Below are 21,177 nucleotides of genomic sequence, written 5' to 3' on the forward strand. Positions count from 1 at the left end.
CCACCCCCCAGGTCATGCGTTCGACAGGGGGCAAAAGTCATGCCGGGCCCGGAGGCCAGCGGCCCTCTTGCAGGACCGCAAAAAACATAACGGGGGGGGCTGGTCGCGCAGTTCCCCGCGCCCCTGGGGACACGGCCCCTGCCGGGCCGAAAACCACGGGGCGCGGGGCCTGCTCTCAGGGGCGCGGGGAACTGCGCGGGCAACCACACACCACCCGCACCCACCGACGAAACCGCACCCCCCTCATCGAGAGGTCACGCGGAGAGGTCACGCGGAGAGGTCACGCGCGAGCGATCGGCGCGGACACCGCTTCCGTCAGTTTCAGCAGGTCCACCGGGGGCAGCTCGACCTCCAGCCCGCGCCGCCCGGCAGAGACGCAGATCGTGGCGTGGGTGTCGGCCGACGCGTCGAGCACCGTGCGGAGCTTCTTGCGCTGGCCCAGGGGGGAGATGCCGCCCCGTACATACCCCGTCGTGCGTTCCGCCAGCGTGGGGTCGGCCATCGCCGCCCGCTTGCCGCCGACCGCCGTCGCGAGGGCCTTCAGGTCCAGCGAGCCCGCCACCGGCACGACCGCGACCACGAGCGCGCCGTCGACGTCCGCCACCAGGGTCTTGAAGACCCGCTCGGGGGAGACGCCCATCGCCTCGGCCGCCTCCTCACCGTAGGACGGGTGCGCGGGATCGTGCTCGTAGGCATGGACGGTGAACTCCACACCCGCCGCACTCAGCGCCACCGTCGCGGGAGTGCCGCCCGCGCCCGACTGCTGCTGCTTCTTCGACTTCTTCGCCATTCCAGCCGTCCCAGCCGTCCCAGCCGCTTTCGGCCGTTTCCAGCCGTTTCCGTGGTTCACGTGGTGGTTCACGTGGTGGTTCGCGTGGTGATTCAGTTGAGGCTCGTCGGCCCGCGCGTCAGCTCCGACGCGGGCAACGACGGCAGACTACGGATGATCGCGGTCTCGGCGCGCAGCAGTTTCAGCTCGTCGCGCAGCCGGGACGCGGTGTCGGGAGCCTGCAGAAGCCGCTGCTTGGCAGGCGTGTCGAGCATCATCGCCGCGGCAACCAGATACGACACGACGGCCGGCTCGTCCGGCAGCTCCGCCCCCGTCGACAGCGAGCGTTCCCGGGCGCCCGCGAGGCGCTTCTGGTACTGGCGGAACGCCCGCAGCACACCCTCCGCGAGGGCGCCCGCCTCGTCACCGGCGTCCTCGGGCAGCTCCTCCAGGTCCGCCACGAGAAACGGTCCCGAGGCGTCCACCGAGCGCAGCCGTACCCGGGTGGTCCCGGTCGCGAGAACCTCGTACGTGCCGTTGTCGCGCTCCCGGATGGTGGCCGCGTCCGCGATGCAGCCCACGGAGTGGAACGCCTTCGTCGGTTCGCCGCCGAAGCCGGCCGTCGGTCCGCGTTCGGGCAGTGCCGTCGGATCCGGCATGCCGGGCGCGCTCGGCGCCACCTCGTGGCCGTCGCGGATGGCTACGACGGCGAAGCGGCGGGGCTGGTCCTCGGGGGTCTTCAGCAACTCGCGCATCATGGCGCGATAGCGCTCCTCGAAGATGTTCAGAGGAAGCACGAGCCCCGGGTACAACACCGAGTTCAGGGGAAAGAGAGGCAGCCGGACGGTGGTCACGAGGGCAGAGCCTAATGGTCGTCGGGGCACACGTGTCCGCTCGTACTCGTTTGGTGACCTCGCGAGGGCCCTCTCCGGCGGCCCGGAAGACCCGGGCGGACCTACCCGTCGGCCCGCGTCGGCCGCGACGGGCGTGAGCGCAGCGGTATCGAACACGCCACTTCCAGCCGTACGCCGTCCCGCAGTTGGAGGAACTGACCCAGCGGATCGTCCGAGACCCGGTCCCAGGGGAAGGACGTGGCGTACGGGCCGATCATGCGCAGTTGGGCCAGGGCGTCCGACCAGCGCTCCAGCCGGACCAGGACGTAGGTGAGGAGGTTGCGGACCTCGGCCGGCCAGGGGTCGCCGGGGTCGTACTCGGCGGAGAGCGCTATCGCGCCGTCCGCCGCCGCGTCCAGGCGGGCGCGCGGAACCACGTCCCCGCCACCCTCCATGAGGTGGGCGAAGGCCGCCCGTACGGGCAGGGCCCGGACGAGGGAGCCGGGGAGCGCGTCCTCGGCGGCCCGCTCGGCGAAGTCGAAGCACTCGCGGTGCGAGCCGTACCAGGCGGCCGAGAGGTACTTCAGGGCCGAGACGTGGCAGCCGTAGTGGTGAGGGGAGCGGCGGACCGCCTCCGCCCACACCTGTTCGAAGGCGGCACGCCCGAGGCCCGTGCCCCGTGCGTGGTCGAGGGCGATCCGCCAGGGCACCGGATCGCTCGGCTCGCCCTCGGCGGCCGCGGCGAGCAACGGACTCACCTCACGCAGCAGTTCGACCCGGGCGGGAGAGCCCCAGCCCCTGGCCACCGCCAGCTCGGCCCGGACCAGCAGGGCGTCCGGGTCGTGCGGGGCGGCCGCCTGCCAGGCCCGCAGCCACTGGTCTCGCGCGTGGGCGAAGGCGGCGAGCCGCAGGGCGTACCGGTCGCGGTTCTCCCACTCGGCGGACTCCCGGGTGGTCGCCAGGAGCTTCGCCGCCGGGGCGTACTCGCCGCGGCCCGCCGCCGTCAGCGCGGGGCCGAGCCGCTCGTCGGGGGCGTCGAGCAGCACCTCGTCGTCGGCGGTCAGACCGACGGCGAGCCGTGAGGTGTGGCGTGCCATCCGGGCGGTACGGACGAGCGCACGCAACGGACCCATGGCGACCCCCATTTCGCCTAGACCGGAGCCGCTGGTCTCGCGGACCGGGTGCTCACCGTCGTGATGTCGCACGTGCGGTTTCGCATTTGATGGTTTCGCTATCAAGACGGTGGGAAAACGCCTCAGGTTGTCTGCATCCGATCACGGTCCGGATCAAGACACCGGATCAGTCCCGGCGCACGGCCCGGATCGGTCCCGGCGCACGGCCCCGGATCAGTTCCGGCTCAGCAGCCGTGTCGCCCCCGCCGCCACCGTCGTCGCCAGGATCCAGCCCAGGATGATCACCACTGCGGCCAGCCACTGCCAGCCGCCGCGCAACTGCCAGTAGCCGACCTGGCCGAGGTCGATGACCGGCAGCAGCAGGTCCAGGGCGAACAGCGACGGGCTCCAGTTCGGGTGTTCGCCGCTCTTCATCGGCGGATGGTGCGCGTGCGAGAAGGCGTACGAGGTCAGCGCCCACAGCACCGCCATCCACACCGCCGCCCGGCCCGGCCGGTACCCGTAGGCGACCGTCCAGTCCTGCGCGTAGCCCCAGAGCTTGGCCGCGAACGGCAGGTTCTCCCGCCGGTGGCGCTGCTTGGCCAGGAGCACGTCGCGGGCGCCCTCGTCGTCACCGCCCGCCCGCAGCACGGTCGCCAGCCGCTCGTACGGCTCCGGGCTGTACTCGGCGGTCGCCGCCGCCACCCACTCCAGCCGCTCGGCCAGCGGGAACCGGTCACGCGGTACGAGGCTCTCGTACTGGAAGCCGCCCATCTGGAGGTTGCCCGGACCCGGCCAGCTGTCCGCCCGGTCGATCAGGACGCCCACCCGGGCACCGGACAGCACGACCTTGCCGCGCTCGGGCCTCTGGCCGAGGAAGCGCAGCTCCGGCACCTGGACGCGGCGCAGGGAGAGCTCCTGTTCGTCCGTGAAGGTGAACCGGGCCCGTTCCAGGTCGACGGAGTCACCGAACCGCCCGTCGTCCAGCCGGATGCCGCCCTGGCACTCGAACCTCTGGACACGGGTGCCACGCGCGGGCGTGCTGCCACTGGTGTGCAGCGGATTGCCGATGCCGGCCGGGGTCAGATAGAGCGTGCGTTCGACGGTCAGCTGGGGTGCGTTCAGGGCGAGGCGGCCGTACGGGTTGGCGAGGCGGCTGCCGCGCAGGCTGAGCGAGGCGCCGACGGTCGCGCCGCGCAGGCTCAGCTCGCCATGCGACTCCAGCATCTCGGCCTGGACGTCCTGGGCGACGGTGAGTCCGTCGGCGGAGAGCGAGCGGCCGTGCCGGTCGCGGTAGACGACTGCCTGGTTGAGCAGCAGGTCGGTGCCGATCTGGGCGTCCGCCAGCCGTACCCCGTTGTGGAACCGGCAGCGCGGCAGATGCAGATCGCCCTCCGTGTGCAGCCGGGCCGCCTCCAGACGCGGCACCGCGCAGTCGACCAGCCGGACGGTCGTGAACCGGGCCTCCGGCAGCAGGATCTCCTTCTCGAACCGGCAGCCCGTCATCTCCACGTACGGCACCACCTGGCCGCCCGCGAGTTCCAGGACGCCCTTGATCTGGACGCCGACCAGCTTCAGCGCCGACACCCGGCCGGCCAGCGCGGGCGGCCCGTCCAGCAGCAGCCAGGCCACGACCCGGGCCCGTACGCTCCGCTCGGGACCCCAGGGGTGGCCGCCGTGCGGATCGTCCACCGCCACGTCCCCGTCGCGCAGGTCGTACACGCTGCCGTTGCGGAACGCCTGCCACATGCCCGCCTCGGCTGCGGTCAGGTCGTCCGGCGGATCCCCGTCGTCCCGGATGCCGGGCCCCTCGCTCACGGCTGGTCCTTCCCCCGTCCTCTGCACTCAGGTGTATCGCGCAACTGTTTACGCTGGTGATGCCCGCTGGGTCACACCCTGAACACCAGACGTGAAGACGATCTTCCGGGTTCCCGTCGGGTGTCTTCCGCGGTCCCCGCGCGGGCGCGTATCAGCCAATGGAACGCGCGGACGGCGCCTCGCGAGGGTCTGCGAGAATTGAGCCTGTGATCTCCCGAATCGATCTGCGCGGCGACGCCCTCCCCGAGGGACCCGCCCTGCGCGACCTGCTGCCCCGAGCCGACTTCGACGTCTCGGCCGCCCTGGAGAAGGTGCGTCCGATCTGCGAGGCCGTGCATCATCGGGGTGACGCGGCGCTGATCGACTTCGCGGAGAAGTTCGATGGCGTACGCCTGAAGTCGGTACGAGTCCCGGCCGAGGCCCTCACCGACGCGCTGGAGCAGCTCGACCCGGCCGTCCGCGCGGCCCTGGAGGAGTCGATCCGCCGCGCCCGTGTCGTCCACCGCGAGCAGCGCCGCTCCACGCACACCACGCAGGTCGTCCCCGGCGGGACGGTCACCGAGAAGTGGGTGCCGGTCGAGCGCGTCGGCCTCTACGCGCCCGGCGGCCGGTCGGTCTACCCCTCGTCCGTGATCATGAACGTGGTCCCGGCGCAGGAGGCCGGCGTCCCCTCGGTCGCCCTCGCCTCGCCGGCCCAGGCCGAGTTCGACGGGCTCCCGCACCCCACGATCCTCGCCGCCTGCGCGCTCCTCGGCGTCGACGAGGTGTACGCGGCCGGAGGCGCCACCGCAGTCGCGATGTTCGCGTACGGCACCGAGTCCTGCCCGCCGGCCCGCATGGTCACCGGGCCGGGCAACATCTGGGTGGCCGCCGCCAAGCGGTACTTCACCGGGGTCATCGGCATCGACTCCGAGGCGGGCCCGACCGAGATCGCGGTCCTCGCGGACGACACCGCCGACCCGGTGCACGTCGCCGCCGACCTGATCAGCCAGGCCGAGCACGACCCGCTCGCCGCCGCCGTGCTCGTCACCGACTCCGTCGCCCTCGCCGACGCCGTCGAGAAGGAGCTGCAGCCCCAGGTCGAGGCCACCAAGCACATCGAGGACCGCATCCGCCCCGCGCTCGCGGGCCGGCAGTCCGCGATCGTCCTGGTCGACGGCCTCGACGAGGGCCTCAGGGTCGTCAACGCCTACGGCGCCGAGCACCTGGAGATCCAGACGGCCGACGCCGCCGCGGTCGCCGAGCGCGTCGTCAACGCGGGCGCGATCTTCCTCGGCCCCTGGGCGCCGGTCTCGCTGGGCGACTACGCGGCCGGCTCCAACCACGTGCTCCCGACCGGCGGCTGCGCCTGCCACTCCTCCGGTCTGTCCGTCCAGTCCTTCCTGCGCGGCATCCACGTCGTCGACTACACGAAGGACGCGCTGGCCGAGGTCGCGCACCACGTGGTCACGCTGGCGGAGGCGGAGGACCTGCCCGCGCACGGCGCGGCGATCAAGGCACGGTTCGGCTGGAAGGTACCTGGTCAGTGAGTTTCGGAATCGACGATCTTCCCGTCCGGGAAGAGCTGCGCGGCAAGAGCCCCTACGGCGCGCCCCAGCTCGACGTCCCCGTACGGCTGAACACCAACGAGAACCCCTACCCGCTGCCCGAGCCGCTGGTCGAGCGGATCGCCGAGCGGGTGCGGGAAGCGGCCCGGCACCTCAACCGCTATCCGGACCGGGACGCGGTGGAGCTGCGGACGCGGCTCGCCGAGTATCTGACGAAGACGTCCGGACACGGCGTCGATCCGGCACAGGTCTGGGCGGCCAACGGCTCCAACGAGGTCATCCAGCAGCTCCTGCAGACCTTCGGCGGGCCCGGCCGCACGGCCATCGGCTTCGAGCCCTCGTACTCGATGCACGGGCTCATCGCGCGCGGCACCGGTACCGGCTGGATCTCGGGTCCCCGCAACGACGACTTCACGATCGACCTCGCCGCCGCCGAGAAGGCCATCGCCGAGCACCGGCCGGACGTCGTCTTCGTCACCACCCCCAACAACCCCACGGGCAACGCCGTCTCGCGGGAGACCGTGCTCGCGCTGTACGAGGCCGCGCAGGCCGCCAAGCCGTCGATGGTCGTCGTCGACGAGGCGTACATCGAGTTCAGCCACGGCGATTCACTTCTGCCCCTGATCGACGGGCGACCGAACCTGGTCGTCTCGCGCACGATGTCGAAAGCCTTCGGCGCGGCCGGACTGCGCCTCGGCTACCTCGCCGCGCACCCGGCCGTCGTGGACGCCGTCCAGCTCGTCCGGCTGCCCTACCACCTCTCCGCCGTCACCCAGGCGACCGCGCTGGCCGCCCTGGAACACACCGACACCCTGCTCGGCTATGTCGAGCAGCTCAAGACGGAGCGGGACCGGCTGGTCGAGGAGTTGCGCGCGATCGGCTACGAGGTGACCGAGTCCGACGCGAACTTCGTGCAGTTCGGCAGGTTCGAGGACTCCCACGAGATCTGGCGGAAGATCCTCGACCGGGGCGTCCTGGTCCGGGACAACGGCGTGCCGGGGTGGCTGCGGGTGACCGCGGGAACCCCGGCCGAGAACGACGCGTTCCTCGACGCGGTACGTGAAGTGAAGAAGGAGCAGAGCGCATGACTCGCGAAGGCCGCGTCGGCAGAATCGAACGGACCACCAAGGAGACGTCGGTCCTCGTCGAGATCAACCTCGACGGCACGGGCAGGACGGAGATCTCCACGGGGGTCGGCTTCTACGACCACATGCTCGACCAGCTCGGCCGGCACGGTCTGTTCGACCTGACCGTGAAGACCGACGGCGACCTGCACATCGACTCCCACCACACCATCGAGGACACCGCCCTCGCGCTGGGCGCCGCCTTCAAGCAGGCCCTCGGTGACAAGGTGGGCATCTACCGCTTCGGCAACTGCACGGTCCCACTGGACGAATCCCTCGCCCAGGTCACCGTCGACCTCTCCGGCCGCCCCTACCTCGTGCACACCGAGCCCGAGAAGATGGCACCGATGATCGGCGAGTACGACACCACGATGACCCGGCACATCCTGGAATCCTTCGTCGCCCAGGCCCAGGTCGCGCTGCACGTGCACGTACCGTACGGGCGCAACGCGCACCACATCGTCGAGTGCCAGTTCAAGGCACTGGCGCGGGCGCTGCGCTACGCCTCCGAGCGCGACCCGCGCGCGGCCGGCATCCTGCCGTCGACGAAGGGCGCACTGTGAACGGGCTCTCCACCATCCTGATCGGCGTCGGCCTTTTCCTGGTCGGCGGGGTCATCTCGTTCGCCAAGCAGCAGATGCCGAAGAGCCTCATCACCCTGCTTGCGGTCGGCGCCGCGATGTGCCTGGTCGCGGGCGTCCTGCGGCTGGAGGTGTGGAATTGAGCACCGCGTCCAAGAAGGTCGTCGTCTTCGACTACGGCTTCGGCAACGTGAGGTCCGCCGAACGCGCCCTCGCGCGCACGGGGGCCGACGTCGAGATAACGCGTGACTTCGACAGGGCCATGAACGCCGACGGGCTGCTGGTGCCCGGCGTCGGCGCCTTCGCCGCCTGCATGAAGGGGCTGAAGGAGGTACGCGGCGACTGGATCATCGACCGCCGGCTCTCCGGCGGCCGCCCGGTGATGGGCATCTGCGTCGGCATGCAGATCCTCTTCGCACGCGGCATCGAACACGGCGTGGAGACCGAGGGCCTCGACGAGTGGCCCGGCGCCGTCGAGCCGCTCCAGGCCGAGATCGTGCCCCACATGGGCTGGAACACCGTCGACGCCCCCGAGGGCACCGAGCTGTTCGCCGGCCTCGACGCCGACGCCCGCTTCTACTTCGTGCACTCCTACGCCGTCCACGACTGGTCCCTGGAGACGCACAACCCGGCCCTGACCGCGCCCAAGGTCACCTGGTCGACGCACGGCAAGCCCTTCGTGGCGGCCGTCGAGAACGGTGCCCTGTGGGCCACCCAGTTCCACCCCGAGAAGTCCGGCGACGCCGGAGCCCAGCTGCTGAACAACTGGATCGGAACCCTGTAGACCATGGCAAAGCTCGAACTCCTCCCCGCCGTCGACGTCCGTGACGGCCAGGCCGTCCGGCTCGTCCACGGCGAGTCCGGCACGGAGACCTCCTACGGCTCGCCCCTGGAGGCCGCCCTCGCCTGGCAGGGCGCGGGCGCCGAGTGGCTCCACCTGGTCGACCTGGACGCCGCCTTCGGAACCGGCGACAACCGCGACCTGGTCGCCGAGGTCACCCGCGCGATGGACATCAAGGTCGAGCTGTCCGGAGGCATCCGGGACGACGCCTCCCTGGCGAAGGCCCTGGCCACCGGCTGCACCCGGGTCAACCTCGGCACCGCCGCCCTGGAGACCCCCGAGTGGGTCGCCAAGGTCATCGCCGAGCACGGCGACAAGATCGCCGTCGGCCTCGACGTCAAGGGCACCACCCTGCGCGGCCGAGGCTGGACCCGCGACGGGGGCGACCTCTACGAGACGCTGACGCGCCTCGACCAGGAGGGCTGCGCCCGGTACGTCGTCACGGACATCGCCAAGGACGGCACCCTCCAGGGCCCCAACCTGGAACTGCTGAGGAACGTGTGCGCCGCGACGGACCGTCCGGTCGTCGCCTCCGGCGGCGTGTCCTCCCTCGACGACCTGCGGGCCATCGCCGAACTGGTGCCGCTCGGTGTCGAGGGCGCCATCGTCGGGAAGGCCCTGTACGCGAAGGCGTTCACCCTGGAAGAGGCATTGGAGGCCACGTCGTGAAACCGGACACGGCGTCATGACGTCCGAACCCGTACGGCGCGTGCAGAGCGGGAGTCCCTGGGAGGACTCCATCGGTTTCGCGCGCGCCGTCGCGGCGGGCGACCGCGTCCTGGTGGCGGGCACCACGGCCTTCAAGGGCGATGTGCTGTACGGGGAGGGTGATCCGTACGAACAGGCCAAGGTCGCCTTCACCAGCGCGGTCGAGGCGCTCGGCGAGTTCGGGCTCGGCGCCGGGTCCGTGATCCGTACGCGGATGTACCTGACCCACATGCGGGACGTGGAAGCCGTGGGGCGGGCCCACAGGGAGATCTTCGACCCGGTGCGCCCGGCCGCGACCCTGCTGGTCGTGGAGGGCTTCGTCGACCCGCGCATCCTGGTGGAAGTGGAAGTAGAAGCCTTCAGAGGCTGAGCAGAGCCGTAAAACATTCGTGAGGAGCCGTGGATTCATGACCCTGGCGGTCCGAGTCATCCCCTGCCTGGACGTGGACAACGGCCGGGTCGTCAAGGGCGTCAACTTCCAGAACCTGCGCGACGCGGGCGACCCCGTCGAGATGGCCAAGGTGTACGACGCCGAGGGCGCCGACGAGCTGACGTTCCTGGACATCACCGCCTCGTCGGGCAACCGCGAGACCACGTACGACGTGGTGCGCCGCACCGCCGAGCAGGTCTTCATCCCGCTGACGGTCGGCGGCGGCGTCCGCACGGCCGAGGACGTGGACAAGCTGCTGCGGGCGGGCGCGGACAAGGTAGGCGTCAACACGGCGGCCATCGCCCGCCCCGACCTGATCCGCGAGATCGCCGAGCGCTTCGGCCGCCAGGTCCTGGTCCTGTCCGTGGACGCGCGCCGCACCGAGGCCGGCTTCGAGGTCACCACCCACGGTGGTCGCAAGGGCACCGGCATCGACGCCGTCGAGTGGGCCCACCGGGCCGCCGAACTGGGCGCCGGCGAGATCCTGCTCAACTCGATGGACGCGGACGGCACCAAGGACGGCTACGACCTGGAGATGATCGGGGCCGTGCGCAAGCACGTCACCGTCCCCGTCATCGCCTCCGGCGGCGCCGGCAAGCTCGCCGACTTCTCCCCGGCCATCGAGGCGGGCGCCGACGCCGTCCTGGCCGCCTCCGTCTTCCACTTCGGCGATTTGCGCATCGGCGAGGTCAAGGACGCGCTGAGGGGGGCGGGGCACCCGGTGCGCTGACACCGCGCCGCGCTTTCGGCCCCGGCCGCCCGAGGCGGCCGGGGCTCTCTGTGCCGCGACTCAGATCCCCAACTGCTTCGTCTCGTGCAGCTTGGTGACCGCCTCCTTCTCGCCCTCCAGTTCCACGTCGGCGACCTGCTGGCGGCCGTAGAGGAACAGCAGCAGCTCCGAGGGCTCACCCGTGACGGTCACCACGGGGGCACCTCGATGGGCCACCGCGGTCTGGCCGTCGGGGCGCCGCAGGACCAGGCCCGTGGGGGAGCCGCGGCCCATGAGACGGGCGGTGCGCTCCAGCCGGGACCAGAGGGCGTCCTGGAAGACATGGTCGAGATCGCGCGGGGACCAGTCGGGCCGGGCACGGCGGATGTCCTCGGTGTGGACGTAGAACTCGATCGTGTTGGACGCCTCGTCGATCTGCTTCAGGGAGAACGGCGAGAAACGCGGCGGGCCGGTACGGACCAGCTGGACCAGCTCCTCGTACGGCTTCGCGGCGAACTCCTCCATCACCCGGTCCAGGCGCGACGCGAGCTGCTTGATGAGGATGCCTCCGGCGGCGTCGGGGCGGCGCTCGCGCACCACCACGTGCGCGGCCAGGTCACGGGTCGTCCAGCCCTCACACAGGGTGGGGGCATCGGGGCCCGCGGTCTCCAACAGGTCGGCGAAGAGAAGCCGTTCACGCTTGGCATGGGTCGACATGGCAGCCAGCCTACGACCGGGCCCCCACCGCGCCCAGCGCAGGTCCCACCGATGTCTTGCCGGGATCCGGGATACCGACGCGGACGCGGGGCCGGGGTCGCCGTTCGTATGACAAAAGGGTCCGGCTTGTGGACAACGAACGAAGCCGGTCGGCGCGGCGCGGCACAATGGCACGCATGACCAGCACGCCGTCCTCCAGTAGCCCCAGCAGCCCCGGAGCCCCCGCCGGCCCCGGCGCTCCCAGCGCGCTGGACCCCGAGATCGCCGCACGTCTCAAGCGCGGCGCCGACGGGCTCCTGCCCGCCATCGCCCAGCAGTACGACACCGGTGAGGTGCTCATGCTCGGCTGGATGGACGACGAGGCACTGCACCGCACCCTCACCACGGGCCGCTGCACCTACTGGTCCCGCAGCCGCCGCGAGTACTGGGTGAAGGGCGACACCTCCGGCCACTTCCAGTGGGTGAAGTCCGTCGCCCTGGACTGCGACGCCGACACCGTCCTCGTCAAGGTCGACCAGGTCGGCGCCGCCTGCCACACGGGCGCCCGCACCTGCTTCGACGAGGACGTGCTCAAGGCAGTGGAAGGCGCCGAGGGCGGCGCCGATTCCGACGTATCGTCACTGGATCAGTAAGGTCAGCCGCCATGGACCTCGAGACGTTCCGCAAGCTGGCCACCGACCGTCGTGTCATCCCCGTCAGCCGCAAGCTCCTCGCCGACGGAGACACCCCGGTCGCGCTCTACCGCAAGCTCGCCGCAGAGCGCCCCGGCACCTTCCTCCTGGAGTCGGCGGAGAACGGCCGCTCGTGGTCCCGCTACTCCTTCGTCGGCGTCCGAAGCCACGCCACCCTCACCGCCCGCGACGGGCAGGCCCACTGGCTCGGCAGCCCGCCCGTCGGCGTCCCCGTCGACGGCGACCCCCTCGCCGCCCTGCGCGCCACCATCGAGGCGCTCCACACCCCTCACCAGGAGGGCATGCCACCCTTCACCGGCGGCATGGTGGGCTATCTGGGCTACGACATCGTGCGCCGCCTGGAGAAGATCGGCCCCGGCGAGCGGGACGACCTCAGGCTCCCCGAGCTGACCATGCTGCTCACCAGCGACCTGGCGGTCATGGACCACTGGGAGGGCTCGGTCCTGCTGATCGCCAACGCGATCAACCACAACGACCTGGACACCGGCGTCGACGATGCCTACACCGACGCCGTCGCCCGCCTCGACGCCATGCAGGCCGACCTCGCCCGGTCCGTCGCCCAGCCCCCGGCGGCCCTCCCGCCCTCCGAACTGCCCGAGTACACCGCGCTGTGGGGCGGCCCCGACTTCCAGGAGGCCGTCGAGGACATCAAGGAGCGCATCCGGGCCGGTGAGGCCTTCCAGGTCGTCCCCTCCCAGCGCTTCGAAACACCGTGCACCGCCAGCGCGTTGGACGTCTACCGCGTCCTCCGGGCGACCAACCCCTCCCCGTACATGTACCTGTTCCGCTTCGACGGCTTCGATGTCGTCGGCTCCTCGCCCGAGGCCCTGGTCAAGGTGGAGGACGGACAGGCCATGGTCCACCCCATCGCCGGCACCCGGCACCGGGGCGCGACCCCGCAGGAGGACCAGGCCCTCGCCGACGAACTGCTCGCCGACCCCAAGGAGCGCGCCGAGCACCTGATGCTCGTCGACCTCGGCCGCAACGACCTGGGCCGTGTCTGCCAACCGGGCTCGGTCGAGGTCGTCGACTTCATGTCCGTCGAGCGGTACTCCCACGTCATGCACATCGTCTCCACCGTCACCGGCCGGGTCGCGCCGGGCCGTACGGCCTTCGACGTGCTGACCGCCTGCTTCCCCGCCGGCACCCTCTCCGGCGCCCCGAAGCCGCGCGCCATGCAGATCATCGACGAACTGGAGCCGTCCCGCCGGGGCCTGTACGGCGGCTGTGTCGGCTATCTCGACTTCGCGGGCGACTCCGACACCGCCATCGCCATCCGCACGGCCCTCCTCCGGGACGGCACGGCCTACGTCCAGGCCGGCGCCGGAATCGTCGCCGACTCCGACCCCGTCGCCGAGGACACCGAATGCCGCAACAAGGCGGCGGCGGTCCTGAGGGCGGTGCACACGGCCAACCGTCTCGGACAATAGGGCGCTTCTCACGTGAGCCCCGGGTGACAACCCACCCGGGGCGCAGGCGATAGTGGAGTACGTGACCGCAGTACCTCACCCCCGTTCCGAACCCGCGCTCGTTCGCGCCGGCCGTCGCAGCCTCGCCCTGGCGCTGCTCAGCGGCGCGCTCGGCGCCGCAGTCGCGCTGCTCGCCAGCCGTCAGCGCTGGTCCGAGGGCACCGCCTCGGTGGCCGGCGGCGCCTTCCCGCTGACCGCCAGGGGCAGCGACGTCACGGGCGTGCCCGCGGCCCTCGCCATAGTGGGCCTCGCCGCACTCGTAGCCGTCTTCGCCGTACGCCGCTCCGGGCGTGTCCTGGTCGCCGTGCTGCTCGCCCTCTCCGGCGCGGGCACGGCCGCCGCCGCGCTGTTCGGCGCCTACGACAGCTCGGCGCTCGACGACAAGGCGGCCGAGGCCTCCGGTGACAACGCGGCGACCGTCGACACGCTCAGCCACACCGGCTGGCCGTACGTCGCGGCCGTCGGCGGCGCACTGATCCTCCTCGCCGGGCTGCTCGCACTCCGTTACGGACGGCTGTGGCCCGCGATGTCGGGCCGCTACGAACGCGACGGCACCCCTCGGCCGCGCAAGGCCGAGCCGGTGGACCCGGACCGGCCGGAGGACATGTGGAAGGCCCTGGACCGAGGCGAGGACCCCACGGGATCCGGCCCCGCCCAGCCGGGGCCGTAGGGGAGTGAAGACCCCCACTCAAGACACCCGTACCCGTACGGGACAATGGACGACGAGCGTCCGACTCACCACAGGCGTCGTGCGACAGGCACCGAGCGCCACGCATTGAACAGCGAGGAGCAAGTCATGGCGGGCAGCAGCCACGGTCACACCCCGGCCGCTTGGACCGGCGTCACCATCGCCTTCATCGGTTTCTGCGTCTCGGGCGCGTACATGGTGATGGCCCAGCCGCTGGGATTCTGGGCCGGCATGGTCATCGTCGCCCTCGGCGGCGTCGTCGGCATGATCATGCGCGCCATGGGCCTGGGCCAGCCGAAGGACCACCACGCCGTGTACGAGACGGTGGCGCGTGGCAAGACGGCCACGACGACCCCCGAGCCGGCCGGCGCCAAGAGCTGACTTGCACATGAGGGGCGGCCCGGCGCCATCGACGTCGGGCCGCCCCTCATGCGCGCCCGCGTCCGAGCGGGGCAGAATGCGGTGTGTGAACGCCGAGACTCAGCCGGTAGCGCCGCGCGTCGCCGTCGCCACCGCGCGACCGGACGGCTGTTGCGACGGACGGGGACGATGTGACTGACGCGAGTGAATCGGCCCGAGCGGCCGATGGCACTGACCCGGCAGGCGTGACCGCCGCGGCCCACGTGCCTGACGCGGCCGAGGCGCCGGCTGCGGCCGGGGCGCCTGGCGCGGCCGGGGTGGCAGACGCGGCCGGTGTGCCAGTGCCAGTGCCAGTTGCGGCCCATGTGCCCGGCGGGGCTGCGGGGCGCGACCATGGCCGGGACCAGGGGCATGCGCTGCGCGGGCTCTGGGTGCCTGCCGGGACGCTCGTGGCCGTCGGCTCGGCCTTCGCGTACGTCGCGGCCGTGGACCCCAACGAACCCGGCCACTACCCGGTCTGCCCGCTGTGGCGGTTCACCGGCCTCTACTGCCCCGGCTGCGGCGGTCTGCGCAGCGCGCACGCCTTCGCGCACGGGGACATCGCGACCGCCCTCACCGACAACGCGCTGGCCGTGGCAGGCTTCCTGGGCTTGGCGGTGTTGTGGACCGTTTGGGTGGTCCAGGTGGCGCGTGGACGACCTCTGCGCCTTCGGTTCGGGACCGTGCAGATGTGGTCGCTCGGTGCATTGGCGCTGGTCTTCACGGTTGTCCGGAACCTGCCGTTCGGTGGTTGGCTCCACCCTTGACCGAACGGCGAACGTCCAGGTAGTGGGACCGCCGTCAACCGGATGCGAGGCCTACGCCCTCCTCCGGATACCATCGCAGTGAACTGCCACAGCCCTGTGAACCACTCGACTGTCCGTACACGACGGTCAAACGTTGTCACGTTGTCACCGCTTTCCCACCGTCTGAAAGGGGGCCGCTCGCGTGAGTGTGCTCGACGAGATCATCGACGGAGTCCGTGCCGACCTCGCGGAGCGGCAGGCGCGCGTCAGCCTCGACGAGCTCAAGGAGCGTGCGGCGAAGGCTCCGGCGGCCAAGGACGGCGCGGCCGCCCTGCGCGGCGACGGCGTCAAGGTGATCTGCGAGGTCAAGCGGTCCAGCCCCTCCAAGGGCGCGCTCGCCGCGATCGCCGACCCGGCCGGTCTCGCCGCCGACTACGAGGCGGGTGGCGCGGCTGTCATCTCCGTCCTCACCGAACAGCGCCGCTTCGGCGGCTCGCTGGCCGACCTGGAGGCGGTCCGGGCGCGCGTGGACATCCCCGTCCTGCGCAAGGACTTCATCGTCACCTCGTACCAGCTGTGGGAGGCCCGTGCGTACGGCGCCGACGTGGTCCTGCTGATCGTCGCGGCCCTCGACCAGCCGGCGCTGGAGTCGCTGATCGAGCGTGCCGAGTCCATCGGGCTCACCCCGCTCGTCGAAGTCCACGACGAGGACGAGGTCGAGCGGGCGGTCGACGCGGGCGCCCGCGTGATCGGCGTCAACGCCCGCAACCTCAAGACCCTCGAGGTCGACCGCACCACATTCGAGCGGGTCGCCCCCGAGATCCCCGACTCCATCGTCAAGATCGCCGAGTCGGGCGTCCGGGGCCCCCACGACCTCATCGCCTACGCCAACGCCGGCGCCGACGCGGTGCTCGTGGGCGAGTCCCTCGTCACCGGCAAGGACCCCAAGACAGCGGTCGCCGACCTCGTCGCGGCGGGCGAGCACCCGGCCCTCCGGCACGGGCGGGGCTGACCGCCATGACCGAGCGCGCCTTCGCCGCCGACCTGCCGGGGCCCGCCCCGGCGGGGGCGGGGCGCGTACGGTCGGCCGTGTCACTGGATGTCGCTCACACGGGTGAACCGGGGCCGGTAGTCTGTGCCCCGATGTTCTCGATCACCATGACGACCAGGGACCCCTACGCCCGCCTCGCGCGTGGGTGCCGTCCCCGTGGCTGCAGGGCGCCCGCCCGCCGTGTCCACGGGCGCCGGGTCCGCTATGTCATCGGTGACGAGCCGGGCCAGGTGAACGGCATGCGATGGCCCAGGGCGCGCGTCACCTGCGGTGAGCTGAGCCGCCTCTTCCGCTGAACACACGCGATGTGCCGTACGACCGGCCCCCGTCCGGGCTCCGGTCGTACGGCGCCGACGCCGTACGCGCACAACACCGTGCGTATGCGCACACCACCTGCGTATGCGTACGACACCGTGCGTATGCGTACGGATGTTCGCCGTCGCGGCGGAAGCATGATCCACCGGAGCGAGGTCCGACGACCGTTCGCGAGGGTGTGTTCCGGCTACGGCTCTCAGTGCGGCGTGAGCGCGATCCCTGTGATCCCATCGTCCGACCGACCCGGGGCTGTGCCCCTGTGAGGTGATCGCATGTCCAGTGAGTTCTTCATCCCCGACCCTGAGGGTCAGGTCCCCAGCGCCGAGGGGTACTTCGGCGCGTTCGGCGGCAAGTTCATCCCGGAGGCGCTGGTCGCCGCCGTGGACGAGGTCGCCGTGGAGTACGACAAGGCGAAGCACGACCCGGAGTTCGCGCGTGAGCTCGACGATCTGCTCGTCCACTACACCGGGCGGCCCAGCTCGCTCACCGAGGTCCCCCGATTCGCCGAGCACGCCGGTGGCGCGCGGGTGTTCCTCAAGCGTGAAGACCTGAACCACACCGGGTCGCACAAGATCAACAACGTGCTGGGGCAGGCCCTGCTCACCAGGCGCATGGGCAAGACCCGGGTCATCGCCGAGACGGGCGCGGGCCAGCACGGCGTCGCCACCGCCACCGCCTGCGCGCTCTTCGGGCTCGACTGCACGATCTACATGGGCGAGATCGACACCCAGCGCCAGGCACTCAACGTCGCGCGGATGCGCATGCTGGGTGCCGAGGTCGTCGCCGTGAAGTCCGGCTCCCGGACCCTCAAGGACGCCATCAACGAGGCGTTCCGGGACTGGGTCGCCAACGTCGACCGCACCCACTACCTGTTCGGGACCGTCGCAGGGCCCCACCCCTTCCCCGCCATGGTCCGCGACTTCCACCGGGTCATCGGTGTCGAGGCCAGGCGGCAGATCCTCGAACGCGCCGGGCGGCTCCCCGACGCAGCCGTCGCCTGCGTCGGTGGCGGGTCCAACGCCATCGGGCTCTTCCACGCCTTCGTCCCGGACGCCGACGTACGCCTCATCGGCTGCGAGCCGGCCGGCCACGGCATCGAGACCGGTGAGCACGCGGCGACCCTGACCGCCGGTGAGCCGGGCATCCTGCACGGCTCGCGCTCGTACGTCCTCCAGGACGAGGAGGGCCAGATCACCGAGCCGTACTCGATCTCGGCCGGCCTCGACTACCCGGGCATCGGCCCCGAGCACGCCTACCTCAAGGACAGCGGCCGGGGCGAGTACCGCGCGGTCACCGACGACGCGGCCATGCAGGCGCTGCGTCTGCTGTCGCGCACCGAGGGCATCATCCCGGCCATCGAGAGCGCCCACGCGCTCGCCGGTGCCCTGGAAGTCGGCAAGGAGCTGGGCAAGGACGGGCTGATCGTCGTCAACCTGTCCGGGCGCGGAGACAAGGACATGGACACGGCCGCGCGCTACTTCGGCCTGTACGACAGCGGGGCCGACGCCGAGGTCGCCGCCGACGCGGCGGATCTCGCCGAGATCGAGGGGGACGCCAAGTGAGCGGCAACATCAGGCTGTTGAGTGACACCCTCGCCGCGGCCAGGGCCGAGGGCCGGTCCGCGCTGATTGCCTATCTGCCGGCCGGGTTCCCGACCGTCGACGGCGGTATCGCCGCCATCAAGGCTGTCTTCGAGGGCGGCGCCGACGTCGTCGAGGTCGGGTTGCCGCACAGCGACCCGGTCCTCGACGGGCCCGTCATCCAGACCGCCGACGACATCGCCCTGCGGGGTGGGGTCAAGATCGCGGACGTGATGCGTACGGTCCGGGAGGCCCATGAGGCCACCGGGAAACCGGTCCTTGTCATGACGTACTGGAACCCCATCGACCGGTACGGCGTCGAGCGCTTCACGGCCGAGCTCGCCGAAGCGGGCGGCGCGGGCTGCATCCTGCCCGACCTGCCCGTCCAGGAGTCGGCGCTGTGGAGGGAGCACGCCGAGAAGCACGGACTCGGCACGGTCTTCGTCGTCGCGCCCAGCAGCAAGGACGCCCGCCTCGCCGAGATCACCGCGGCGGGCAGCGGCTTCGTCTACGCCGCCTCGCTGATGGGGGTCACCGGCACCCGGGAGTCGGTGGGCGCCCAGGCCCAGGACCTGGTGGAACGCACCCGGGCCACGGGTTCCGGCCTGCCGGTCTGCGTCGGCCTGGGCGTCTCCAACGCCGAGCAGGCCGCCGAGGTCGCCGGGTTCGCCGACGGGGTGATCGTCGGCTCCGCGTTCGTGAAGCGGATGCTGGACGCGCCCGACGAGGCGGCCGGCCTGGACGCCGTACGGGAGCTGGCGGGCGACCTCGCGAAGGGCGTGCGCCGGGGCGCATGAGCGGGCGTGTGTCCCGGCCTGTGAGGGGGCGCGTCACGTTCACCCGTTTGTCTTATGGGACGGCTGGACGTAACGGGTAATCCGCTCACTCGAACGGGTGGAAGTGGGATCGGGGAGGCGCGGTGCGCCTCCCCGATTCGTTCTGCGGGATGTGAGCGAGAAGAACCGTGAGGGGAAGCGCACCGCCCGGGAACGGCTGGCGGAGGAGCGCGAGAAGCAGAAGGCCGCAGAGAAGCGCCGTCGGGCGCTGATCGTGGGCGCCTCGGTGGTGTGCGTGCTGGGGCTGGCCGCCGTGATCGGAGTGGTGGCGGCGAACGCGGGCAAGGACGAAGCCGGTGACTCGGGCCCGGTCGTGGCGCCCTCCGGGGCCAAGGGCGAGGACAGCCTCGCGATCCCCGTCGGGGACGCCGGCGCACCGTCGACCCTCTCGGTGTGGGAGGACTTCCGCTGCCCGGCCTGCAAGTCCTTCGAGGACGCCTACCGCTCGACGATCCACGAGCTGACCGAGGCCGGGAAGCTGAAGGTCGAGTACCACCTCGCCACCCTGATCGACGGGAACATGGGCGGCAGCGGCTCACGCAAGGCCGCGAACGCCGCCGCGTGCGCGCAGAACGAGGGCAGGTTCGCCGCGTACCACGACGTGCTCTACCAGAACCAGCCGCCGGAGACGAACGACGACTTCGCGAACGAGAGCAAGCTCTTCGACCTCGCGAAGAAGGTCGACGGGCTGGACACGTCCGCCTTCCGCACCTGTGTCCAGGAGGGCACGCACAACGGCTGGGTCGCGAAGTCCAACGAGGCCTTCCAGAAGGGCGGCTTCTCGGGCACGCCGAGCGTCTTCCTCAACGGCACCAACATCTATGCGGACCAGTCCATGACCCCCGCCAAGCTGAAGCAGATGGTGGAGGCGAAGGCAGCGGGGTGAGGCGCGGGTGAGCCGAGAACGCCATGGGGCGTCAGGGACGCAGGGCACGGGGGGTACGGCGTTATGGACCCGTTGCCGGGCTGCCTGCCGTCGGCCGGGCCCGGCAGGGTAGCGTCGACCCTGCCATGGAACTTGCCTACATTCCCAGCCCGTCGCGCGGGGTGCTGTACCTCGGTCCCGTCCCGCTGCGCGGCTACGCCTTCTGCATCATCATCGGTGTCTTCGTAGCCGTCTGGCTCGGCAACAAACGCTGGGTCGCGCGAGGCGGGCGGGCCGGTACGGTCGCCGACATCGCTGTCTGGGCCGTGCCCTTCGGCCTCATCGGCGGGCGGCTCTACCACGTGATCACGGACTACGAGCTGTACTTCAGCGAGGGCCGTGACTGGGTGGACGCCTTCAAGGTCTGGGAGGGCGGGCTCGGCATCTGGGGCGCGATCGCTCTCGGTGCGGTGGGGGCGTGGATCGGCTGCCGTCGCCGCGGCATCCCGCTGCCCGCGTACGCCGACGCCGTCGCGCCCGGTATCGCCCTCGCACAGGCGATCGGGCGCTGGGGCAACTGGTTCAACCAGGAGCTGTACGGCAGGGAGACGAAACTGCCGTGGGCCGTGGAGATCACGTCCTCCACCGACGGGCGGATGCCGGGCACCTACCACCCGACCTTCCTCTACGAGTCGCTGTGGTGCATCGGTGTCGCGGTTCTCGTGATCTGGGCCGACCGTCGCTTCAAGCTCGGCCACGGCCGGGCGTTCGCGCTGTACGTCGCCTCGTACTGCGCGGGGCGGTTCTGGATCGAGTACATGCGCGTGGACGACGCCCACCACATCCTCGGGCTGCGGCTCAACAACTGGACGGCGATGTTCGTCTTCGTGCTGGCCGTCGTGTACATCGTCCTGTCGGCCCGCAAGCGGCCGGGCCGGGAGGAGGTCGTCGAGCCGGGTGCCTCCGACGGTGACGGCGACGAGGGCGCTGCCGCGGTGGGCCTCGACAAGGACGGGGGCTCGGAGCCGGGGAAGGCCTCGGGCGAGCCCGACACGAAGGGAAAGTCCGACGCGAAGGGAAAGTCCGACGCGAAGGAAGAGCCTGACGCGAAGGTCGAGCCTGACGCGAAGGTCGAGCCTGACGCGAAGGTCGAGCCCGATGCCGACGCGGAGAAGGACGTTGAGCCTTCCGATGCTCCGGCCGCGAAGAAGCCAGAGTCCGCCGACAAGAGCTGAGGCACCGATCCGGTCACTGTGATCCGCCGCCGCTCCGCGACGGACCTTTCCCACCCACTCGCCCTGTCGGGCGGGTGGGTTTTCGGATTCGGGGGGACACGGGAGCGGGGCG

Annotated in this window: 24 protein-coding genes; 19 read left to right on the forward strand and 5 right to left on the reverse strand. The window is 71.3% G+C overall.

Annotation, left to right across the window (positions count from 1 at the left end; all coding sequences use genetic code 11):
* Window positions 1-280: 280 nt before the first annotated feature.
* From ybaK to ACFY9I_RS35255, 4 genes are all read right to left on the reverse strand, one after another.
* A complete protein-coding gene (gene ybaK / locus ACFY9I_RS35240; protein ID WP_391009286.1) occupies window positions 281-790 on the reverse strand; it encodes a Cys-tRNA(Pro) deacylase in 510 nt (169 codons plus the stop codon).
* Window positions 791-882: 92 nt separating this feature from the next.
* Window positions 883-1,623 carry an LON peptidase substrate-binding domain-containing protein gene (locus ACFY9I_RS35245; RefSeq protein WP_391009289.1) on the reverse strand — a complete coding sequence of 247 codons (741 nt, stop codon included), beginning with the start codon at window positions 1,621-1,623 and terminating at the stop codon, window positions 883-885.
* A gap of 101 nt (window positions 1,624-1,724) precedes the next feature.
* Window positions 1,725-2,735 (reverse strand): hypothetical protein, encoded by a 1,011-nt coding sequence (locus ACFY9I_RS35250; protein WP_391009292.1) that lies wholly within the window; start codon window positions 2,733-2,735, stop codon window positions 1,725-1,727.
* Window positions 2,736-2,948: 213 nt separating this feature from the next.
* Complete coding sequence (locus tag ACFY9I_RS35255; protein WP_391009294.1) at window positions 2,949-4,532, reverse strand: oxidoreductase; 1,584 nt, start codon at window positions 4,530-4,532, stop codon at window positions 2,949-2,951.
* 206 nt (window positions 4,533-4,738) lie between these two features.
* Here ACFY9I_RS35255 and hisD point away from each other — a divergent pair, with 206 nt between their 5' ends.
* Genes hisD through hisF form a run of 8 tightly spaced genes read left to right on the forward strand, consistent with a single transcriptional unit; the run spans window position 4,739 to window position 10,493 of the window.
* Window positions 4,739-6,061, forward strand: coding sequence for a histidinol dehydrogenase (gene hisD / locus ACFY9I_RS35260; protein ID WP_391009297.1), 1,323 nt, complete (start codon window positions 4,739-4,741; stop codon window positions 6,059-6,061).
* Window positions 6,058-7,167, forward strand: coding sequence for a histidinol-phosphate transaminase (locus tag ACFY9I_RS35265; RefSeq protein ID WP_391009300.1), 1,110 nt, complete (start codon window positions 6,058-6,060; stop codon window positions 7,165-7,167). The genes hisD and ACFY9I_RS35265 overlap by 4 nt, the downstream gene beginning before the upstream one ends.
* Complete coding sequence (gene hisB, locus ACFY9I_RS35270; RefSeq protein WP_391009303.1) at window positions 7,164-7,766, forward strand: imidazoleglycerol-phosphate dehydratase HisB; 603 nt, start codon at window positions 7,164-7,166, stop codon at window positions 7,764-7,766. Before ACFY9I_RS35265 ends, hisB begins: the two co-directional genes overlap by 4 nt.
* Window positions 7,763-7,927: a hypothetical protein gene (locus ACFY9I_RS35275; protein ID WP_391009305.1), complete on the forward strand. Its 165-nt coding sequence runs from the start codon at window positions 7,763-7,765 to the stop codon at window positions 7,925-7,927. The genes hisB and ACFY9I_RS35275 overlap by 4 nt, the downstream gene beginning before the upstream one ends.
* Window positions 7,918-8,568, forward strand: a complete 651-nt coding sequence (gene hisH / locus ACFY9I_RS35280; RefSeq protein ID WP_391009308.1) for an imidazole glycerol phosphate synthase subunit HisH — start codon at window positions 7,918-7,920, stop codon at window positions 8,566-8,568. Before ACFY9I_RS35275 ends, hisH begins: the two co-directional genes overlap by 10 nt.
* Window positions 8,569-8,571: 3 nt before the next feature.
* Window positions 8,572-9,294, forward strand: coding sequence for a bifunctional 1-(5-phosphoribosyl)-5-((5-phosphoribosylamino)methylideneamino)imidazole-4-carboxamide isomerase/phosphoribosylanthranilate isomerase PriA (gene priA, locus ACFY9I_RS35285; RefSeq protein ID WP_391009311.1), 723 nt, complete (start codon window positions 8,572-8,574; stop codon window positions 9,292-9,294).
* Between the two features lie 16 nt (window positions 9,295-9,310).
* The gene (locus tag ACFY9I_RS35290; protein WP_391009314.1) at window positions 9,311-9,703 is read left to right on the forward strand and encodes a Rid family hydrolase; all 393 of its coding nucleotides are present in this window, start codon (window positions 9,311-9,313) and stop codon (window positions 9,701-9,703) included.
* Between the two features lie 37 nt (window positions 9,704-9,740).
* On the forward strand, window positions 9,741-10,493 hold the full coding sequence (gene hisF / locus ACFY9I_RS35295; RefSeq protein WP_391009317.1) for an imidazole glycerol phosphate synthase subunit HisF: 753 nt from the start codon (window positions 9,741-9,743) through the stop codon (window positions 10,491-10,493).
* 60 nt (window positions 10,494-10,553) lie between these two features.
* Here hisF and ACFY9I_RS35300 read toward each other — a convergent pair whose 3' ends face one another.
* Complete coding sequence (locus ACFY9I_RS35300; RefSeq protein ID WP_391009320.1) at window positions 10,554-11,189, reverse strand: TIGR03085 family metal-binding protein; 636 nt, start codon at window positions 11,187-11,189, stop codon at window positions 10,554-10,556.
* A 176-nt stretch (window positions 11,190-11,365) separates the two neighbouring features.
* Between ACFY9I_RS35300 and hisI the strand changes: the two genes are divergently transcribed.
* The 11 genes from hisI (at window position 11,366) to lgt (ending at window position 21,065) form a co-directional block, all read left to right on the forward strand.
* Window positions 11,366-11,821 (forward strand): phosphoribosyl-AMP cyclohydrolase, encoded by a 456-nt coding sequence (gene hisI / locus ACFY9I_RS35305; RefSeq protein WP_391009323.1) that lies wholly within the window; start codon window positions 11,366-11,368, stop codon window positions 11,819-11,821.
* Between the two features lie 11 nt (window positions 11,822-11,832).
* Window positions 11,833-13,311 (forward strand): anthranilate synthase component I, encoded by a 1,479-nt coding sequence (locus ACFY9I_RS35310; RefSeq protein ID WP_391009326.1) that lies wholly within the window; start codon window positions 11,833-11,835, stop codon window positions 13,309-13,311.
* Window positions 13,312-13,363: 52 nt separating this feature from the next.
* Complete coding sequence (locus ACFY9I_RS35315; RefSeq protein WP_391009329.1) at window positions 13,364-14,020, forward strand: TIGR02234 family membrane protein; 657 nt, start codon at window positions 13,364-13,366, stop codon at window positions 14,018-14,020.
* Window positions 14,021-14,146: 126 nt separating this feature from the next.
* Window positions 14,147-14,419: an HGxxPAAW family protein gene (locus ACFY9I_RS35320; RefSeq protein WP_391009332.1), complete on the forward strand. Its 273-nt coding sequence runs from the start codon at window positions 14,147-14,149 to the stop codon at window positions 14,417-14,419.
* Between the two features lie 344 nt (window positions 14,420-14,763).
* A complete protein-coding gene (locus tag ACFY9I_RS35325) occupies window positions 14,764-15,204 on the forward strand; it encodes a DUF2752 domain-containing protein (protein ID WP_391009568.1) in 441 nt (146 codons plus the stop codon).
* 181 nt (window positions 15,205-15,385) lie between these two features.
* Window positions 15,386-16,195 (forward strand): indole-3-glycerol phosphate synthase TrpC, encoded by an 810-nt coding sequence (trpC, locus tag ACFY9I_RS35330; RefSeq protein WP_391009335.1) that lies wholly within the window; start codon window positions 15,386-15,388, stop codon window positions 16,193-16,195.
* A 131-nt stretch (window positions 16,196-16,326) separates the two neighbouring features.
* Complete coding sequence (gene trpM, locus ACFY9I_RS35335) at window positions 16,327-16,530, forward strand: tryptophan biosynthesis modulator TrpM (protein ID WP_391009338.1); 204 nt, start codon at window positions 16,327-16,329, stop codon at window positions 16,528-16,530.
* Window positions 16,531-16,821: 291 nt separating this feature from the next.
* Complete coding sequence (trpB, locus tag ACFY9I_RS35340) at window positions 16,822-18,111, forward strand: tryptophan synthase subunit beta (protein ID WP_391009341.1); 1,290 nt, start codon at window positions 16,822-16,824, stop codon at window positions 18,109-18,111.
* The gene (gene trpA / locus ACFY9I_RS35345; RefSeq protein WP_391009344.1) at window positions 18,108-18,926 is read left to right on the forward strand and encodes a tryptophan synthase subunit alpha; all 819 of its coding nucleotides are present in this window, start codon (window positions 18,108-18,110) and stop codon (window positions 18,924-18,926) included. Before trpB ends, trpA begins: the two co-directional genes overlap by 4 nt.
* A 151-nt stretch (window positions 18,927-19,077) precedes the next feature.
* Complete coding sequence (locus ACFY9I_RS35350) at window positions 19,078-19,851, forward strand: thioredoxin domain-containing protein (RefSeq protein WP_391009346.1); 774 nt, start codon at window positions 19,078-19,080, stop codon at window positions 19,849-19,851.
* A gap of 125 nt (window positions 19,852-19,976) precedes the next feature.
* On the forward strand, window positions 19,977-21,065 hold the full coding sequence (gene lgt, locus ACFY9I_RS35355) for a prolipoprotein diacylglyceryl transferase (protein ID WP_391009348.1): 1,089 nt from the start codon (window positions 19,977-19,979) through the stop codon (window positions 21,063-21,065).
* The last annotated feature ends 112 nt before the right edge of the window (window positions 21,066-21,177 follow it).

It is taken from the genome of Streptomyces sp. NPDC012510 (genome assembly GCF_042955065.1).
Taxonomy (GTDB): Bacteria; Actinomycetota; Actinomycetes; order Streptomycetales; family Streptomycetaceae; genus Streptomyces.